Origin of the sequence: Pseudomonas putida, from assembly GCF_050990305.1 — a bacterium.
Taxonomy (GTDB): Bacteria; Pseudomonadota; Gammaproteobacteria; order Pseudomonadales; family Pseudomonadaceae; genus Aquipseudomonas; species Aquipseudomonas putida_AH.
Window position 1 is genome coordinate 1,957,976 of the sequence record NZ_CP158817.1, and the last position, 17,049, is coordinate 1,975,024.

The following is a 17,049-nucleotide window of genomic DNA, read 5'->3' on the forward strand; positions in this document are numbered from 1 at the left end:
GTATAAACCGCGTCTCGTTGTTTGACCGGATTTTTCCCCATGAGCTTCAGCCCTTTGATTCGCCAACTGATCGATGCCCTGCGCGTTTTGCCAGGCGTGGGTCAGAAAACCGCCCAGCGCATGGCGTTGCAGTTGCTCGAGCGTGATCGCAGCGGCGGCTCGCGGCTGGCATTGGCCTTGAGCCAGGCCATGGAAGGGGTTGGCCATTGCCGATTGTGCCGTACGCTGACCGAGGATGACCTCTGCCCGCAATGCGCTGACACCCGGCGCGACGATACGCTGCTCTGCGTCGTGGAAGGGCCGATGGATGTCTACGCGGTGGAGCAGACCGGTTTCCGCGGTCGCTACTTCGTGCTCAAGGGGCACCTGTCACCCCTCGACGGCCTGGGGCCGGAAGCCATCGGAATTCCTCAATTGATGGCACGCATCGAGGAGGCGGGTACGTTCACGGAAGTGATTCTCGCCACCAACCCCACCGTGGAAGGGGAAGCCACCGCGCACTACATCGCCCAGTTGCTCAGCAGCAAAGGTTTGATCGCATCGCGGATCGCCCATGGCGTGCCGCTGGGGGGCGAACTGGAGCTGGTGGATGGCGGGACGTTGGCGCATTCGTTTGCGGGGCGTAAACCGATTTCGTTGTAGCACCGAAAAAGATCGCAGCCTTCGGCAGCTCCTACAGAACAACACTGAACCCTGTAGAGCTGCCGAAGGCTGCGATCTTTTGATCTTCGTCCAGGTACTTGAAAACCAAGCAAGCGCTCGGTTAACTTCGCTGAACCCTTCAGTGGAGTTCGCCGATGCCTGCCTTCCAGGAATACTTCGACCCCGGCCACCAATTGGTCCGCGACAGCGTCAGACGTTTCGTTGAGCGTGAGATTCTTCCGGATATCGACCAGTGGGAAGAGGCAGAAAGCTTTCCCCGTGAGCTCTACCTCAAGGCCGGCGCGGCGGGGATACTTGGCATCGGTTACCCCGAACGTTTTGGCGGAAGCCACGAGGGTGATCTGTTCGCCAAGGTTGCCGCCAGCGAAGAACTGATGCGCTGCGGTTCGGGTGGTCTGGTGGCGGGGCTGGGGTCGCTGGACATCGGACTGCCACCGATTCTCAAATGGGCCAGGCCCGAGGTTCGCGACCGTATCGTGCCGCAGGTGCTGTCAGGCGAGAAGATCAGCGCCCTGGCCATCACTGAGCCCGGCGGTGGTTCTGACGTCGCCAACCTGCAAACCCGTGCTGTGAGAGACGGCGATTTTTACCGGGTCAGCGGCAGCAAAACGTTTATCACCAGTGGCGTGCGTGCGGATTTCTACACCGTCGCGGTGCGCACCGGCGAGCCGGGATTCGCTGGCATCAGTTTGTTGTTGATCGAGAAGGGCATGCCTGGCTTCACCGTGGGTCGGTCGTTGAAGAAAATGGGCTGGTGGGCGTCGGACACCGCCGAGCTGTTCTTCGACGATTGTCGTGTGCCTGTCGGCAATCTGATCGGCAGCGAGAACATGGGCTTCGCCTGCATCATGGGCAACTTTCAGAGTGAGCGCCTGGCGTTGGCCCTGATGGCCAACATGACCGCGCAGCTCGCGCTGGAGGAAAGCCTGAAGTGGGCGCGGGAGCGTGAAGCCTTTGGCAAACCCATCGGCAAGTTCCAGGTGATCAAGCATCGTCTAGCCGAAATGGCGACCGAACTGGAAGTCTCCAGGGAATTCACCTACCGGCAGGCCGCGAAAATGGCCGCTGGGCACAGCGTGATCAAGGAAATTTCCATGGCAAAGAATTTCGCCACCGACACGGCTGACCGCATTACCCACGATGCGGTGCAGATTCTCGGAGGTCTGGGTTACATGCGCGAGAGTCTGGTGGAGAGGCTGTACCGGGATAACCGGATTCTGTCGATCGGGGGTGGTACGCGGGAAGTGATGAACGAGATCATCAGCAAGCAGATGGGGCTTTGAGGGTAAAAGATCGCAGCCTTCGGCAGCTCCTACAGGATGTACGCCACACCCCCTGTAGGAGCTGCCGAAGGCTGCGATCTTTTGATCTTTGTTATTTATCGCTCAACGCAAACTGCGTCAGGCAAAACGTCGGAATGCCCATGTCTTCCAAGCGCTGCGATCCACCGAGCTCCGGCAGGTCAATAATCGCCGCCGCCTCATGAACCCGGGCGCCCATGCGGCGAATCAGATTCGCCGCCGCGATCAGGGTGCCACCCGTGGCGATCAGATCATCGAACATCACCACCGAGTCGCCCTCGCACAGGCTGTCGGCGTGCACTTCGAGAAAGGCTTCGCCGTACTCGGTCGCATAACCCTCGGCCAACACATCGGCCGGCAGCTTGCCTTGCTTGCGGAACAGCACCAGCGGTTTATTCAGCTGATAAGCCAGCACCGAGCCAATCAGAAAGCCGCGGGCATCCATAGCACCGATATGTGTGAAATCGGCTTCTACATAGCGATGGGCGAAGCTGTCCATCACCAGGCGCAGGGCCGTGGGCGACTGGAACAACGGGGTGATGTCGCGAAAAATCACGCCCGGCTTGGGAAAGTCGATCACGGGGCGGATGAGGGATTTGATGTCGAAGGAGTCGAAGACCATCGTGGTGGTGTCCTGGTGAGGCTACAAACGGCGCAGTATACCCGCGGCTGAAACGCTTCGCTCAACCGCGGATCGAGATCAACCTTCGAGCGAACCGCCGGCCAGTGCGCACAGTTGGATCGGGTCGAGAATACGGATTTCCTTGCCTTCGGCGGCGATCAACTCGTTCTGCTGAAAGCGCGTGAACACCCGCGACACGGTTTCCACCGCCAGACCCAGGTAGTTGCCGATTTCATTACGCGACATGCTCAGGCGGAACTGATTGGCCGAGAAGCCTCGGGCGCGGAAACGGGCCGACAGGTTGACCAGGAAGGTGGCGATGCGTTCGTCGGCAGTCTTTTTCGACAGCAGCAACATCATCTGTTGATCGTCACGAATCTCGCGACTCATCACCCGCATCAGTTGACGACGCAGCTGTGGCAGTTGCAGCGCCAGTTCGTCGAGGCGTTCGAAAGGGATTTCACACACCGACGTGGTTTCCAGTGCCTGCGCCGACACCGGATGTTTTTCGGTGTCCATGCCCGACAGGCCGACCAGTTCGCTCGGCAGGTGGAAACCGGTGAGCTGTTCTTCGCCGGAATCGCTCAGGTTGAAGGTCTTGAGCGCACCGGAACGTACCGCGTAAACAGAGTCGAAGGTGTCCCCCTGGCGGAACAGGAACTCGCCCTTTTTCAGCGGACGGCCGCGTTTGACGATTTCGTCCAGCGCGTCCATGTCTTCCAGATTCAGAGAAAGGGGCAGGCACAGCGGGGCCAGGCTGCAATCCTTGCAATGGGCCTGATTGTGAGCGCGCAACTTTACTGGCTCGGACATTTCTTCAATCCTTGTGGGAAAACACACATAAGACGTAAGGGTAACCCACCAAAGGACTTTGAGGCCAGCGCATGGCGCTTTTGTCGCACGTTTAGATGACTCTGGAAAACCTCTGACGGCTGTGCTGCTCCAGGTACGCATCGAACACCATGCACACCGAGCGAACCAGCAAGCGCCCAGCAGGCAACACGGTTATTTTTTCTCGATCCAACTCAATCAAACCATCCTTGGCCATGTTCAGCAATTGCGGCCAAAGTTCGCCGAAATAGCCTTGAAAATCGATATTAAACACCTGTTCGATTTCGGCGAATACCAGGCTGAAATGGCAGATCAGCTGTTGAATCACGGCGCGGCGAAGACGGTCATCGGCGTTGCACACCAGTCCGCGGCGGGTGGCCAATTGAGCGGTGGCCAGGGTGTTTTGATACTCGTTCAAGTCGCTGCTGTTCTGGCAATACAAATCGCCAATCTGGCTGATCGCAGACACCCCCAGCCCGATTAGATCGCAATGGCCGTGGGTGGTGTAGCCCTGGAAGTTGCGTTGCAGGGTCGATTCTTCCTGGGCGATCGCCAGTTCATCGTCGGGCAATGCAAAGTGATCCATGCCGATGTAGCGGTAACCGGCGGTGGTCAGTTGTTCGATGGTGCGCTGGAGCATTTCCAGTTTCTGCGCCGGGGTCGGCAATTCATCGCTGTTGATCCTCCGTTGCGGCAGGAACCGTTCCGGCAGGTGGGCGTAGTTGAAGACCGAGAGCCGATCCGGTTGCAGGTTGATGACTTCGTCGACCGTACGGGCGAAGTTCTCCGGTGTCTGTCTTGGCAGGCCATAGATCAGGTCGATGTTGATCGAGCGAAATTGCAGGGTGCGGGCGGCGTCGATGACTGCGCGGGTCTCTTCCAGGCTTTGCAGGCGATTGACCGCGCGCTGTACTGCAGGATCAAGGTCTTGCAGGCCGATACTGACCCGGTTGAAGCCCAGCTCACGTAACAGACCCATGGTCGACCAATCGGCTTCGCGAGGGTCGATTTCGATGCCGTAGTCGCCGGAATCGTCGTCCAGCAAATTGAAGTGCTTGCGCAGGTGCGCCATCAGCTGGCGCAGTTCGTCATGGCTGAGGAAGGTCGGTGTGCCGCCGCCGAAATGCAATTGCTCAACCTTTTGCGCCGGGTCGAGGTGGCAGGCGATCAGCTGGATCTCCTGTTCCAGGCGCTGCAAGTAGGGGAGTGCGCGGCCACGATCCTTGGTGATGACTTTGTTGCAGGCACAGTAGTAGCAAATGTTCGCGCAGAAGGGCACATGCACATACAGCGACAAAGGGCGCATGGCCTTGCGGCTTTCGCGCAGGGCGTGAAACAGTTCGAACGTGCCGACCTGCCCATGAAATTGCACGGCGGTCGGATAGGAGGTGTAGCGTGGTCCCGCCAGGTCATAACGGCGGATCAGGTCGGTATCCCAACGAATGTCGTCGAGCATCATGCGGGCATCCCCCGAAACAGGCTGGCAGTTTCCGGATAGTCTAGGGGCGTGGCATTTTGGGATCTTGATTTGTGTCAAGTTCGGGATCAGCGTCGTTTGTGCGGGCTTCTTCGCGGGCAAGCCTCGCTCCTACAGACCATCACCGAGCCTCGTAGGAGCGAGGCTTGCCCGCGAAGGACGCACCGCTAATCTAATGCCCCATGAGCCAATGCTGATGCGGTCCCGGCAAGGTCCAGATGCCAAACAGCATCACCAGCAACCCACCGGCCATGCGCACGCTGCGTTTGCGCAACAACGCCGTCACCCGTTCGGCCGCCAGCCCGGTGGCGAGCAGTATCGGCCAGGTGCCGAGGCCGAACGCCAGCATCAACAGCGCGCTGTCCAGCGCATTACCCTGGCTGGCCGACCACAGCAGCGTGCTGTAGACCAGTCCACAGGGTAGCCAGCCCCAGAGTGCGCCGAGCAGGAGTGCGCGGGGAATGCTGGAAACCGGCAGCAGTCGGTTGGCAACTGGCTGGATATGTCGCCACAGGCCGCGACCGAGGCTTTCGATGCGTGTCAGGCCGCTCCACCAGCCGGCCAGGTACAGGCCCATGGCAATCAGCAGCAGTCCGGCGAGTATTCGCATGAACATCGCCGCCGGACTGTTGGCCACCGCCCAGCCAGCCAGGCCGATCAGCAGGCCAGCAGCGGCATAGCTGAGAATTCGCCCGAGATTGTAGGCCAGCAGCAGGTGAAAGCGGCGGCTGCGTTGTTCCTTGGGTATCGCCAGGGTCAACGCGCCCATCAAACCGCCGCACATCCCCAGGCAATGACCGCCACCGAGCAGACCGAGAATCACCGCAGACACCAGCAAGGGCGCCAATTCAAGCATGGGGCGGGGCCTTGTCGTCGGGTTTGGCCGGATGGCCGCTGGCCTCGTCGACGGCGGCGGTATGGTTCGGGTCCTGATCGTCGAACAGGATGCTGTGGGCCGGTCCGTCGAGATCGTCATACTGACCGCTGTCGACCGCCCAGAAGAAGATGTAGATAGCGATGGCCACGATCAGCAGTGCGGCCGGGATCATCACATAAAGAGCTGGCATCTGGACTCCATGCTCGCGCGGCTCATGCCGGTAACGGGCGGGTTTCTGGCGTGGTGCCGGCAGCCGGCGCGCTCGGCAGGCGAGTCAGGCGCAAGGCGTTCAATACCACGGTCAGCGAACTGATGGACATGCCGACCGCCGCCCACACCGGAGTGATCCAGCCGAGGGCGGCGAACGGCAACATGAGGCCATTGTACAGCCCGGCCCACAGCAGGTTCTCGATGATTACCCGGCGGGTGCGCTTGGCCAGGCTGAAGGCTTGCACCAGTGCATCGAGGCGATTGGACAGCAGCACAGCATCCGCGCTGGTTTTCGCCAGGTCGGTGGCCGAACCCATGGCAACACTGATATCGGCCGCCGCCAGTACCGGGACATCGTTGACCCCGTCGCCGAGCATCAACACCTTGCGCCCTTTCTGGTGCAGTTGCTGCAGGACCGCCAGCTTGTCGTCCGGGCGCAAGCCGCCGCGTGCTTCGTCGATGCCAAGCTCAGCGGCGACACTGGTAACCATCGGCGAGCTGTCGCCCGACAGCAACAGCGTGTGCCAGCCTCGGGCCTTACAGGCGGCCAGCAGGGCTGGGGCGTCGGCGCGCAAACGGTCGTCGAGCACCAACCAGGCCAAGGGGCCTTGTTGATCGCCGAGCAACAGCCATTGGCCCGGCTCGTCTGGCATAGGTGGCGGGGTCACGCCGCTGAGTTCGCAGACAAAACCGGGTTGGCCGATGCGCAGGCGTTGTGCATCGACCACACCCTCGAGCCCCAGCCCCGGCGTACTGTGCACGTCTTCAGCGGCCATCGGCGCCCGACCGAAAGCGCGGGCGATCGGGTGTTCGGAGCGGTTTTCCAACGCGGCGGCGAGACTCAGGCACTGATCGCTGTCCAGGGAGCCGAGAGGGCGGATCGAGCGCAGCGCCAGACGGCCTTCGGTGAGGGTGCCGGTCTTGTCGAAAATCACCGTATCGATCTGGTTCAAGCCTTCCAGCACGTGACCGCGGGTCAACAGCAAGCCGAGCTTGTGCAAGGTACCGGTGGCAGCGGTGAGGGCGGTTGGCGTCGCCAGGGACAAGGCGCATGGGCAGGTCGCGACCAGCATCGCCAGGACGATCCAGAAGGCTCGCGACGAATCCAGCTCCCACCAGAGCAGGCCAATGCAGGCGGATGCGATGAGTGTCAGCAGCAGGAACCACTGCGCGGCTCGGTCGGCGATTTCCGCCAATCGCGGTTTTTCCGCCTGGGCACGATCCAGCAAGCGGACAATGGCGGAGAGACGGGTGTCCTGGCCGAGGGCCTGTACCTGCACGGTCAACGCACCTTCGACATTCAGGGTGCCGGCAGTGACAGCGTCGCCTGGGCTGCGTGGTTGAGGTAGGTATTCGCCGGTCAGCAGCGACTCGTCGATGCTCGACTGACCGTCGAGGATTTTGCCGTCGGCCGGGAGGATTGCACCCGGATGCACCAACACCCGATCATCTACCCGCAGTTCGCTCAGCAGGATCCGTTCGCTCTGGCCATCGCTGTCCAGGCGCAGGCAGGAGGCGGGCAGCAGGTTGACAAGCTGCGCAGTGGCGGCTGCCGTGCGTTCCCGGGCGCGGCGCTCCAGGTAGCGCCCGGCCAGCAGGAACAGCGCAAACATGCCGACCGCATCGAAATACAGTTCGCCGACACCGGTGATCGAGGTCCAGATCCCGGCGATATAGGCGCTGCCGATGGCCAGCGACACCGAAACGTCCATCGTCAGGTGGCGGGTGCGCAAATCACGCATGGCACCCTTGAAGAACGGCGCGCAGCTATAAAACACGATTGGGGTAGTGAGAAACAACGCGACCCAGCGCAGGATGGTGTGCAGTTCAGGGCTGAGGTCGATATTGAACTCCGGCCAGGTGGCCATGGTCGCCATCATCGCCTGGAACCACAGCAGGCCGGCCACGCCGAGTTGGCGCAGGGCCAGGCGGTTTTCGCTGGCCAGTTGCTCGCTGGCACGGTCGGCCTGGTAAGGATGGGCGGCGTAGCCGATGTGGCGCAGCTCGGCGAGCAGCCGGCTGAGCGGCAGTTGCCCGTCGGCCCAACGCACGTGCAGTCGATGATTCGACAGGTTCAATCGCGCCTCGGCCACGGCCGGCAAAGTGCGCAGGTGTTTCTCGATCAACCAGCCGCAGGCGGCGCAACTGATGCCTTCCATCAATAGCGTGGTTTCGGCCAGCTCACCTTCGTGACGGACAAAGGGTTGCTGCACCTCGGCGCGGTCGTACAGCGCCAGTTCATCGACCAATTGCACAGGCAACGCTTCGGGGTTGGCCGATGCTTCGCTGCGATGCTGGTAATAGTTCTCCAGCCCACCGGCGACAATCGCCTCGGCCACGGCCTGGCAACCTGGGCAGCAGAATTCGCGGGTTTGCCCAAGGACTGCAGCCGTGAAACGGCTGCCAGCCGGAACGGGCAGGGCGCAGTGGTAGCAGGGGAGTGGGGTGGTCATGGGTAATCCATGGCGTCTGGATGGGCCTCATCGCCAGCAAGCCGGCTCCTACAAAGGTACACGCAATTCTGTAGGAGCCGGCTTGCTGGCGATGCGCGAAGCGCGGTTTTATTTTTTCAGGTCTTCGGCACCCTGCAACGGTTCATCGCCCAGCAGCAGGTCTTTGTCATGGCTGACCGATTCTTCTTCGAACATGCGCCAGACGTGGTCGTCCTGGCTGCCGAGCAACTCGACAAAGCGGCGACCTTCGATCTTGTCGCTCAATTGGCCGATGTAGCGACCCTGTTCGGTTTCGCTGCGGGTCAGGATGATCTTGCGATCCTTCTCCGGTTGGGTCGGTGAGATCAGGTTCAGCTCAAGGGTTTGCGGTTGGCTGTTGCCGCTCAGGCGCAGGTCGACTTCACCGGTCACGTCATCCAGGTGAACGTTGGCACGCATCAGCAGAGTCTGCGCCAGCAATTCACGGTCGAGGGAGCGGTTGATGCCTTTGCCGGCCTCATAGTAGTTATCGTTGACCAGGTTGTCCGGGTTGTTCACCGCAATGGTCACCATGGACAGGGTCAGGGTCACCGAGCAGGCCAGAATCCCGATGATGATCCATGGCCAAAGGTGCTTGTACCAGGGACTTGCGGCGTTTGCTGCGGGCATGATCACTTCTCTCAACGATTTTGTGGGCCGATGAATCGGCTCTTGGCTTCAACGTGAATGCTGGCGTCATCGGCATCCTTGAGGATGAACTTCACCTCGTTGGTGCTCGATGGCAGGTGTTCCGGTGCCACGGACAGTTCGGCTGGCTGGCTGACGATATCACCGGCTGCCACCTTGATCTCGCGTCGGCCTTGCAGCTTGAGGTCCGGCAAGCCGGTGGCTTCAAGGACATAGGTATGGTCACGCTGATCCTTGTTCATGATTTTCAGGCTGTAGACGTTTTCGATCCGGCCCTCGGCGTTTTCGCGGTACAGCACGCGGTCCTTGCTGACGTCGAAGCCCACCAGGGAGCGCATGAAGAACGCGGTCACCAGCAAGCTGATCATCGCCAGCAACACCACGGCATAGCCGATCAGGCGCGGACGCAGTTTATGGGTTTTCTGTCCGGACAGGTTGTGTTCGGTGGTGTAGCTGATCAGGCCGCGCGGGTAGTCCATCTTGTCCATGATCGCGTCGCAGGCATCGATGCAGGCGGCGCAACCGATGCACTCGATTTGCAGGCCGTCGCGGATGTCGATACCGGTCGGGCAGACCTGAACGCACATGGTGCAGTCGATGCAGTCACCCAGCCCCTGAGCTTTGTAGTCGATGCCTTTTTTACGTGGGCCGCGGCCTTCGCCACGGCGCGGGTCGTAGGACACGATCAGGGTGTCCTTGTCGAACATCACACTCTGGAAGCGCGCGTACGGGCACATGTAGATGCACACCTGTTCACGCAGCCAACCCGCGTTGCCGTAGGTGGCGAGGGTGAAGAAACCGACCCAGAAGTACGACCAGCCATCGGCCTCACCGGTGAAGAAGTCGATGATCAATTCGCGGATCGGTGAGAAGTAGCCGACGAAGGTCATGCCGGTCACGAAGCCGATCAGCAGCCACATGATGTGCTTGCTGAATTTTCGCAGGAATTTGTTGGCGCTCATCGGCGCCTTGTCGAGTTTGATGCGTTGGTTACGGTCGCCTTCGGTGACCTTTTCGCACCACATGAAAATCCAGGTCCAGACGCTTTGCGGGCAGGTATAACCGCACCAGACCCGGCCCGCGTACACCGTGATGAAGAACAGGCCGAACGCGGCGATGATCAACATGCCCGACAGCAGAATGAAGTCCTGAGGCCAGAAGGTTGCGCCGAAAATGAAGAACTTACGTTCCGGCAGGTTCCACCAGACGGCCTGGTGCCCCCCCCAGTTCAGCCACACCGTACCGAAATACAACAGAAACAACACGGCACCGCCTGCCATCCGCAGGTTGCGGAACAAGCCGGTGAAGGCGCGGGTGTAGATCTTTTCCCGGGAGGCATAGAGGTCGACGCTGTTGTTCGCGTTTTTGGTGGGAGGGGTGACGTCGTGTACCGGAATCTGGTTGCTCATCGGTTGCATCCCACGGCAGTGGAAAAATGCCTCGGTCAGTACGTGCCAACCGGGGTCAAAATGGGGGTGGTGCAGTGGCGCAATGATACGCCTGTCGCTCTAGCTCGCGGGTGCGACCTTTGGTCACGTTGGTGGAAATCAACTGACCGTGTAATGACTTGTATCAATTGACTCATGAATTATGGCCGGTTTTGCACAGGGCAGAACTCAATCAGCCCATGGGTTGATCAACTGACATCAGGATAGATCTACGGGGCGATGAGTGATCACGGCGCGCCCGGTTTCGAACACGATGTCTGCAGCTTCTGGCATTCCCAACAAGTCGACGATATCGGCATTGATGGCGGCGAGTTTTTGGTAGTCCTCAATGTTTAGCAGTACGTGGACAGGCTTGCCTCGATCCGTGATGAAAACCGGCCCCTGAAGCGTGGCTTCTTTGGCACCACTTGTGTTCTGGTTGAATTCACCGCTGGAAATGGTGGTGATGGCCATCATGTCTGACCCTCCTGAATATCTTGATCTAGAAACGTTACTACCTGTCTGAGCAATCTATCAAGGCGGGTGATCGACCGACGGTCTCGTATCAAAGGCTGTCTCACATGCCTTGAGACAAAGGGCCGATAGAGGGGCCTGTGTCGCGACTGTATTATTTTTTGCGCCACTTACGGCAATAAAACGAACACCGCAAAATTGATTTTCATGATTCTGCGGCGGATTTTTCAAGGATGAGAATGTATGAATGACACTATTGAGCAAGAGTCGGATGTCCGCCTGGACATCGATGCATTGAGGGCGATCCTCAATTCGGGTATCAACGCAACCCCTGTTTTGATTGCATACCTGCAGGCGGCTCTCGCTGTGCTTGAAGCAGGGCGGGAATTGCCTCAAGCCATGAGTCTCACAAGTGAGGCAAACAGTCGGAAGGACCCATCGCAAAAAGCCCGGAAGCCCAAGCCCCTTGGCAATTTGGACAGCCTTGGAGGCGGTAGACTTACGTGAGTCAGTCCACTGGCTTCACATGACTGACCCGAAAAATACCTAGTGGTTTTGAACGAAAAAGGCCCCGCCAATTCACATTGGCGGGGCCTTTTCATGTTGCTTCAAGCGTGTGCCTTACTGAGTATTTTCCGCCAGAGGCTTTTCGCCATGAGACAGGCTGTAGACATGAGCGGCCAGTAGGTGAACCTTGTCGTTGCCCTGTATTTTATGGACGGTTTTGCAGGTGCGCAGACCAATCAGCCCTTTGGCTGATCAGCCGCCTGCCGCAATGTACAGGATTCCACCCCCTGGAATTCAGACCAGTCGAGACAGGCCTTTCGCCTGGTTCCAGGCCTCATCATCGCCCACGCGTGACCGGTTCGACAGACCAAAGACGGGCACGTCTATCATCACTTTATTACCCGGCGCCCCCGTATTGTAAGTTTGCACCTCAAAGTTGCCGCCGTGGAGCAGTGCTTGTCGCAGCAGTTGCTGGTGGTCCTCTGTCAGCGGACTGCCGAGAGCAAGCTCGCGGTTTTGATGTAGTGCCACCGCTTCGCGCTTCAACTCAACATCCAGCATGCCGGTTCTATCCTTGCCGCTCTTGCAGTTCCAGCAAGGCACTGCGCCAATCTCGTATGCCAGCATCGCTGCACGCAGCGCTGCTTTGTAAGGTTCGCCACCGTCGCGGTTATGCGTCTTGCCAGCCCAGATCTCCTTCAACTGGCGGCTCAGCAACTCCACCCGATTGGCATTTACGGGCCTCGGGTCTCGCTTCAAATACTCTCCCACCCAGCCTCCCGGCGTAGCAGAAGGTCTCAGATCACTCCCCAGTAGTTGGTGAAATGCGTTGACGTTGTAACCATCAGCTTGTGTGTTGCCCATGTGAAACTTAAGCGCAAACTCGTTGACTCCAAAATTAAATGCCGCGACCTCCAGATTGACGCGGACAGCGTGTGGCTTGCCATCATCACCAATCAGGGACAAGACCAGCGGCAGCATCTGACAGAGCTCCTGCCACGCCCTTATTTGATCGTCCAGCATGTCGCCTTCCCCACCAAACCCACCCGTCAACAGCGATGTTGATACCAATTGCAGCGGGACCACATTCCCCGTTAACGCCAACTTCAGTGATTCGGGGCGCGCAAACAGTGCTGCAGTCACCACCTCGCGCGCGCGATTCTGTGCGCCTAAGTGCCGCTGCGCGCTTCCCTTCTCCAGCCCATAAGGCGATAGAGTGCCGTGACGGACGCCCTTGAACAGTGTTTTTTCCCGGCCATCGTGCTCCTGTGCCCGGATCTCCGACGTCCACAAATTGGTCGCGTGCCTGATCTCGAGGGTGGATGCCGAAGTGACTCCACGGCCGCAGTATGAAGTCGGAAAAATATCCTCGTCCCCCAGCTTCATCTGCGCCGCAGGCAGCATCGTGCAGGTATAACGCTGGTTATTGTGTTCGAAACTGGTTTCCACCTTCTTCCATTCATTACGGTTCAGCACCGCTTGCCTGGCGCTGATAAATGCCGTCCGAGCCTCCCGCATCAGCGCTTTGGAAGTTATTCCCGGCCGCTGCAAGTGGCTTGCGATGAACGCAATCATATCTTTGTCCAGGCTCTTGGCCTTCTTCAGCTCAGCATTGGTTGCCGTTCTGTCGACTTTCAAGAGCGGGGATTGCAGCTGGTCAGAAATATGTTTGAGTGCCGTCGTGTCTTTGCCCAGTTGGTCGAGAGCGAACGCCGCCGCTTCCACACGGTTTTTTTGAAGTACAAACAAGGTTTGAATGGAAAGCGGGGGCGGCGAAGAAGATTTTTCCAGCTCGGACAGTGGCGCCCTCTCATCACCTGGCAAGCAATCGACCGTGGCCGGCACCCTCGTCAGGACCAGCGGCACATTACTGCACCGTTTGACCTCGGCTGCTACTCGGCCACAAGTTACTTGCGAAGGGGGGGCAATGTTCACGCTGTACGTCGCCGTAAGCTGGAGGGGCATACTTGCGTCCTGTGTGAATAGGAGTACGTGAGGAGCAAGTTATGAGCTTTTAATTTGGATCGCTTGTAGAAACCAATCATCGCAACTGGCCCAGCGGCATTGAGGTCGTCACCATTCAGTTTTCTTCAGGGTGAACAAAAACGGCCCCGTCGAATGACGGAGCCGTTTTTTGTTGCATCAAGCGTTTGCCTTACTGGGCATCCGCCGCCGCAGCCTTCTCACCATGAGACAGGCTGTAGACGTACGCGGCCAGCAGGTGAACCTTGTCGTTACCCTGCATTTGCTCTTGCGCAGGCATCTGGCCCTGACGGCCGTAACGGATGGTCTGCTGCAGTTGAGCGAAGCTCGAACCGTAGATGAACGCGGCCGGGTGGGTCAGGTTAGGTGCGCCCATGGCCGGGGTACCTTTGCCTTCCGGACCGTGGCAAGCCACGCAGTTAGCGGCGAACAGCTTCTGGCCGGCAACCGGGTCAGCCTTGGTGCCTTCCGGCAGCTTGCGGCCATCGAGGTTGGTCAGGACGAAAGCAGCCACATCCGAAACGCCTTGCTCGCCGATCACTTCGGCCCACGCCGGCATGACCGCGTGACGGCCACCCATGATGGTGGTCTTGATGGTTTCCGGCTCGCCGCCCCAGCGCCAGTCGGCGTCGGTCAGGTTAGGGAAGCCATAAGCGCCTTTGGCGTCGGAACCGTGGCAAACCGAGCAGTTGGAGGCGAACAGGCGGCCACCCATCTTCAGGGCTTGCGGGTCCTTGGCCACTTCTTCAATTGGCATGGCAGCGAACTTGGCGAAGATCGGGCCGAACTTGGCGTCCGAACGAGCCATTTCCTTTTCCCACTCGTGAACGCCGGTCCAGCCGGTCTGGCCGTTGGCGAACGCGGTCTGCTTCTCGTTATCCAGGTAGTTGTAGCCTGGCAGCAAGCCTTTCCAGTTACCCAGGCCCGGGTAGAGCACCAGGTAGCCCAAGGCGAAAATGATGGTGCCCACGAACAGCATGAACCACCATTTCGGCAGCGGGTTGTCGTACTCCTCGATCCCGTCGAAGGAGTGCCCGACCGTCTCGTCCGTTTGCTCCGCTCGCTGGCCCTTGCGGGTCGACAGCAGCAGCCATGTCAGGGAAAAGATCGTACCGAGACTGAGGACTGTGACGTACAGACTCCAGAATGTAGTCATTCTTTGTTACTCCTAGAAGCTTGCTCGACGTGCTTGATGGCTTCGGGATCATCCGCGAAAGGCAGCAAGGTCGCGTCTTCAAACTCCGACTTGCGCTTGGGGCTGAAGACCCACAAGGCCAGACCGATGAAGGCCACCATGACAACAACGGTGCCCAGGCCACGAATCATCCCGATATCCATTTAGATCACCGTTTGCTTTTGATGATGGTGCCCAGGCCTTGTAGATAGGCCACCAGCGCGTCCATTTCGGTTTTGCCCTTCACGGCATCCTTGGCGCCGGCGATGTCTTCGTCGGTGTAAGGGACGCCGAGCGCGCGCAAGACTTCCATTTTCTTGGCGGTGTCTTTGCCGTCGAGCTTGTTTTCCACGAGGAACGGGTAGGCCGGCATTTTCGACTCCGGCACCACGTTGCGCGGGTTGTACAAGTGCGCACGTTGCCAGTCATCGGAGTAACGACCACCGACACGGGCCAGGTCCGGACCGGTACGCTTGGAACCCCACAGGAATGGGTGATCCCAGACGCTTTCACCGGCGACCGAGTAGTGGCCGTAGCGTTCGGTTTCAGCGCGGAACGGGCGGATCATCTGTGAGTGGCAGCTGACGCAACCGTTGGCGATGTAGATATCGCGGCCTTCCAGTTCAAGGGCGGAGCGAGGCTTCATGCCTTCGACCGGCTTGTTGGTCACGTCCTGGAAAAACAGCGGAACGATCTGGGTCAGGCCGCCGATGCTGACGGCAATAACCATGAAGAAGGCCAGCAGGCCAATGTTCTTCTCGACTGCTTCATGCTTCATCAGTGAGCTCCAACTACAGCGATCTGTTCGGCGGCTTTGGCTTCAGCCGGGTTCGAGGCGCGTACGGTACGGAATACGTTGTAGGCCATGAACAGCATGCCGGCCGCGAAGAACGCACCGCCCAGGGCGCGAACGATGAAGCCAGGATGGCTGGCTTGCAGCGCTTCGACGAACGAGTAGGTGAGGGTGCCGTCATCGTTGATTGCACGCCACATCAGGCCTTGGGTGATGCCGTTGACCCACATCGAAGCGATGTACAGCACGGTACCGATGGTCGCGAGCCAGAAGTGCGCGTTGATCAGGCCGACGCTGTGCATCTGCGCACGACCGAACAGTTTCGGAATCATGTGGTAGACCGCGCCGATCGAAATCATCGCTACCCAGCCCAGAGCGCCGGCGTGTACGTGGCCGATGGTCCAGTCGGTGTAGTGCGACAGCGAGTTCACGGTCTTGATCGCCATCATCGGACCTTCGAAGGTCGACATGCCGTAGAAGGCCAGGGAGACGACCAGGAAACGCAGGATCGGGTCGGTGCGCAACTTATGCCAGGCGCCCGACAGGGTCATCATGCCGTTGATCATGCCGCCCCAGCTCGGAGCCAGCAGGATGATCGACATGGCCATGCCCAGCGATTGTGCCCAATCCGGCAGCGCGGTGTAGTGCAGGTGGTGCGGACCTGCCCAGATGTACAGGGTGATCAGTGCCCAGAAGTGCACGATCGACAGGCGATAGGAGTAGATAGGACGCTCGGCCTGTTTCGGCACGAAGTAGTACATCATCCCCAGGAAGCCGGTGGTCAGGAAGAAACCTACGGCGTTGTGGCCGTACCACCACTGGATCATCGCATCGGTCGCGCCGGCATAAGCCGAGTAGGACTTGAAGAAGCTGACCGGTAGAGAGGCGTGGTTGACGATGTGCAGCATCGCCGTCACCAGAATGAAGGCACCGTAGAACCAGTTGCCCACATAGATGTGCTTGGTCTTGCGTTTGATGATGGTGCCAAAGAACACCAGTGCGTAGGTCACCCAGACAATCGCCAGCAGGATAGCCAGAGGCCATTCCAGTTCAGCGTATTCCTTGCTGGTGGTGTAGCCCAACGGCAAGGTAATACCGGCGCCGACGATCACCGCTTGCCAACCCCAGAAGGTGAAGGCGGCGAGGCTGTCGGAAATCAGTCGCGTTTGGCAGGTTCGCTGCACGACGTAGTAAGAAGTGGCAAACAGTGCACATCCACCGAAGGCGAAAATCACCAGGTTGGTGTGCAACGGGCGCAGGCGTCCAAAGCTCGTCCACGGCAGACCGAAGTTCAATTCCGGCCAGACCAGTTGAGAGGCGATGAAGACACCGAGCCCCATGCCAAGGATCCCCCAGACCACCGTCATGATGGCGAACTGGCGGACTACCTTATAGTTATAAGCAGTCGGACTGATTGCTGTGCTCATTCTAAGGTTCCACGGTTTGGGTGTTTTATTAGGATTAAAAATCGGCCGCAAGTATGTAGAAAGCGTAGGGTCATTGCAACGCGCCATGACCTCGGTCAATGCTTTCAAATGCTGATTCTGCGGCCTTTCCATACGCCGCGTAGGGTCAAAATTGTCCGCGAACA

At 59.2% G+C, this 17,049-nt stretch carries 17 protein-coding genes; 3 read left to right on the forward strand and 14 right to left on the reverse strand.

Annotation, left to right across the window (positions count from 1 at the left end; genetic code table 11):
* Positions 1–39 precede the first annotated feature (39 nt).
* Positions 40–642 (forward strand): recombination mediator RecR, encoded by a 603-nt coding sequence (recR, locus tag ABTV22_RS09035; protein WP_433739514.1) that lies wholly within the window; start codon positions 40–42, stop codon positions 640–642.
* Between the two features lie 155 nt (positions 643–797).
* On the forward strand, positions 798–1,946 hold the full coding sequence (locus ABTV22_RS09040; RefSeq protein WP_433739515.1) for an acyl-CoA dehydrogenase family protein: 1,149 nt from the start codon (positions 798–800) through the stop codon (positions 1,944–1,946).
* Positions 1,947–2,037: 91 nt separating this feature from the next.
* Here the strand turns inward: ABTV22_RS09040 and ABTV22_RS09045 are convergent, their stop codons facing one another.
* The 9 genes from ABTV22_RS09045 to ABTV22_RS09085 all read right to left on the reverse strand — a co-directional run bounded on the left by ABTV22_RS09045 (position 2,038) and on the right by ABTV22_RS09085 (position 11,001).
* Positions 2,038–2,586, reverse strand: coding sequence for an adenine phosphoribosyltransferase (locus tag ABTV22_RS09045; RefSeq protein ID WP_008057870.1), 549 nt, complete (start codon positions 2,584–2,586; stop codon positions 2,038–2,040).
* A 78-nt stretch (positions 2,587–2,664) separates the two neighbouring features.
* Positions 2,665–3,399 (reverse strand): fumarate/nitrate reduction transcriptional regulator Fnr, encoded by a 735-nt coding sequence (fnr, locus tag ABTV22_RS09050; protein WP_433739516.1) that lies wholly within the window; start codon positions 3,397–3,399, stop codon positions 2,665–2,667.
* A gap of 91 nt (positions 3,400–3,490) precedes the next feature.
* A complete protein-coding gene (gene hemN / locus ABTV22_RS09055) occupies positions 3,491–4,873 on the reverse strand; it encodes an oxygen-independent coproporphyrinogen III oxidase (protein ID WP_433741346.1) in 1,383 nt (460 codons plus the stop codon).
* A 193-nt stretch (positions 4,874–5,066) separates the two neighbouring features.
* The gene (locus tag ABTV22_RS09060; RefSeq protein ID WP_433739517.1) at positions 5,067–5,750 is read right to left on the reverse strand and encodes a sulfite exporter TauE/SafE family protein; all 684 of its coding nucleotides are present in this window, start codon (positions 5,748–5,750) and stop codon (positions 5,067–5,069) included.
* On the reverse strand, positions 5,743–5,961 hold the full coding sequence (ccoS, locus tag ABTV22_RS09065) for a cbb3-type cytochrome oxidase assembly protein CcoS (protein ID WP_059404569.1): 219 nt from the start codon (positions 5,959–5,961) through the stop codon (positions 5,743–5,745). The genes ABTV22_RS09060 and ccoS overlap by 8 nt, the downstream gene beginning before the upstream one ends.
* A gap of 22 nt (positions 5,962–5,983) precedes the next feature.
* A complete protein-coding gene (locus tag ABTV22_RS09070; protein WP_433739518.1) occupies positions 5,984–8,434 on the reverse strand; it encodes a heavy metal translocating P-type ATPase in 2,451 nt (816 codons plus the stop codon).
* 108 nt (positions 8,435–8,542) lie between these two features.
* Positions 8,543–9,082, reverse strand: coding sequence for a FixH family protein (locus ABTV22_RS09075; RefSeq protein ID WP_433739519.1), 540 nt, complete (start codon positions 9,080–9,082; stop codon positions 8,543–8,545).
* Positions 9,083–9,093: 11 nt separating this feature from the next.
* A complete protein-coding gene (gene ccoG, locus ABTV22_RS09080; RefSeq protein WP_433739520.1) occupies positions 9,094–10,509 on the reverse strand; it encodes a cytochrome c oxidase accessory protein CcoG in 1,416 nt (471 codons plus the stop codon).
* 237 nt (positions 10,510–10,746) lie between these two features.
* Positions 10,747–11,001, reverse strand: coding sequence for a type II toxin-antitoxin system Phd/YefM family antitoxin (locus ABTV22_RS09085; protein WP_433741347.1), 255 nt, complete (start codon positions 10,999–11,001; stop codon positions 10,747–10,749).
* Between the two features lie 243 nt (positions 11,002–11,244).
* Here ABTV22_RS09085 and ABTV22_RS09090 point away from each other — a divergent pair, with 243 nt between their 5' ends.
* Complete coding sequence (locus tag ABTV22_RS09090) at positions 11,245–11,508, forward strand: hypothetical protein (protein ID WP_433739521.1); 264 nt, start codon at positions 11,245–11,247, stop codon at positions 11,506–11,508.
* A 294-nt stretch (positions 11,509–11,802) separates the two neighbouring features.
* Here ABTV22_RS09090 and ABTV22_RS09095 read toward each other — a convergent pair whose 3' ends face one another.
* The 5 genes from ABTV22_RS09095 to ccoN all read right to left on the reverse strand — a co-directional run bounded on the left by ABTV22_RS09095 (position 11,803) and on the right by ccoN (position 16,885).
* A complete protein-coding gene (locus tag ABTV22_RS09095) occupies positions 11,803–13,374 on the reverse strand; it encodes an inositol phosphate phosphatase SopB (protein WP_433739522.1) in 1,572 nt (523 codons plus the stop codon).
* A 289-nt stretch (positions 13,375–13,663) separates the two neighbouring features.
* Entirely contained in the window at positions 13,664–14,647 is a 984-nt protein-coding gene (gene ccoP / locus ABTV22_RS09100) for a cytochrome-c oxidase, cbb3-type subunit III (protein ID WP_433739523.1), read from the reverse strand.
* Positions 14,644–14,829, reverse strand: a complete 186-nt coding sequence (locus ABTV22_RS09105; RefSeq protein WP_003175465.1) for a CcoQ/FixQ family Cbb3-type cytochrome c oxidase assembly chaperone — start codon at positions 14,827–14,829, stop codon at positions 14,644–14,646. The genes ccoP and ABTV22_RS09105 overlap by 4 nt, the downstream gene beginning before the upstream one ends.
* A gap of 5 nt (positions 14,830–14,834) precedes the next feature.
* Complete coding sequence (gene ccoO, locus ABTV22_RS09110) at positions 14,835–15,443, reverse strand: cytochrome-c oxidase, cbb3-type subunit II (protein ID WP_433739524.1); 609 nt, start codon at positions 15,441–15,443, stop codon at positions 14,835–14,837.
* Positions 15,443–16,885 carry a cytochrome-c oxidase, cbb3-type subunit I gene (ccoN, locus tag ABTV22_RS09115; protein ID WP_433739525.1) on the reverse strand — a complete coding sequence of 481 codons (1,443 nt, stop codon included), beginning with the start codon at positions 16,883–16,885 and terminating at the stop codon, positions 15,443–15,445. Before ccoN ends, ccoO begins: the two co-directional genes overlap by 1 nt.
* Positions 16,886–17,049: the final 164 nt, after the last annotated feature.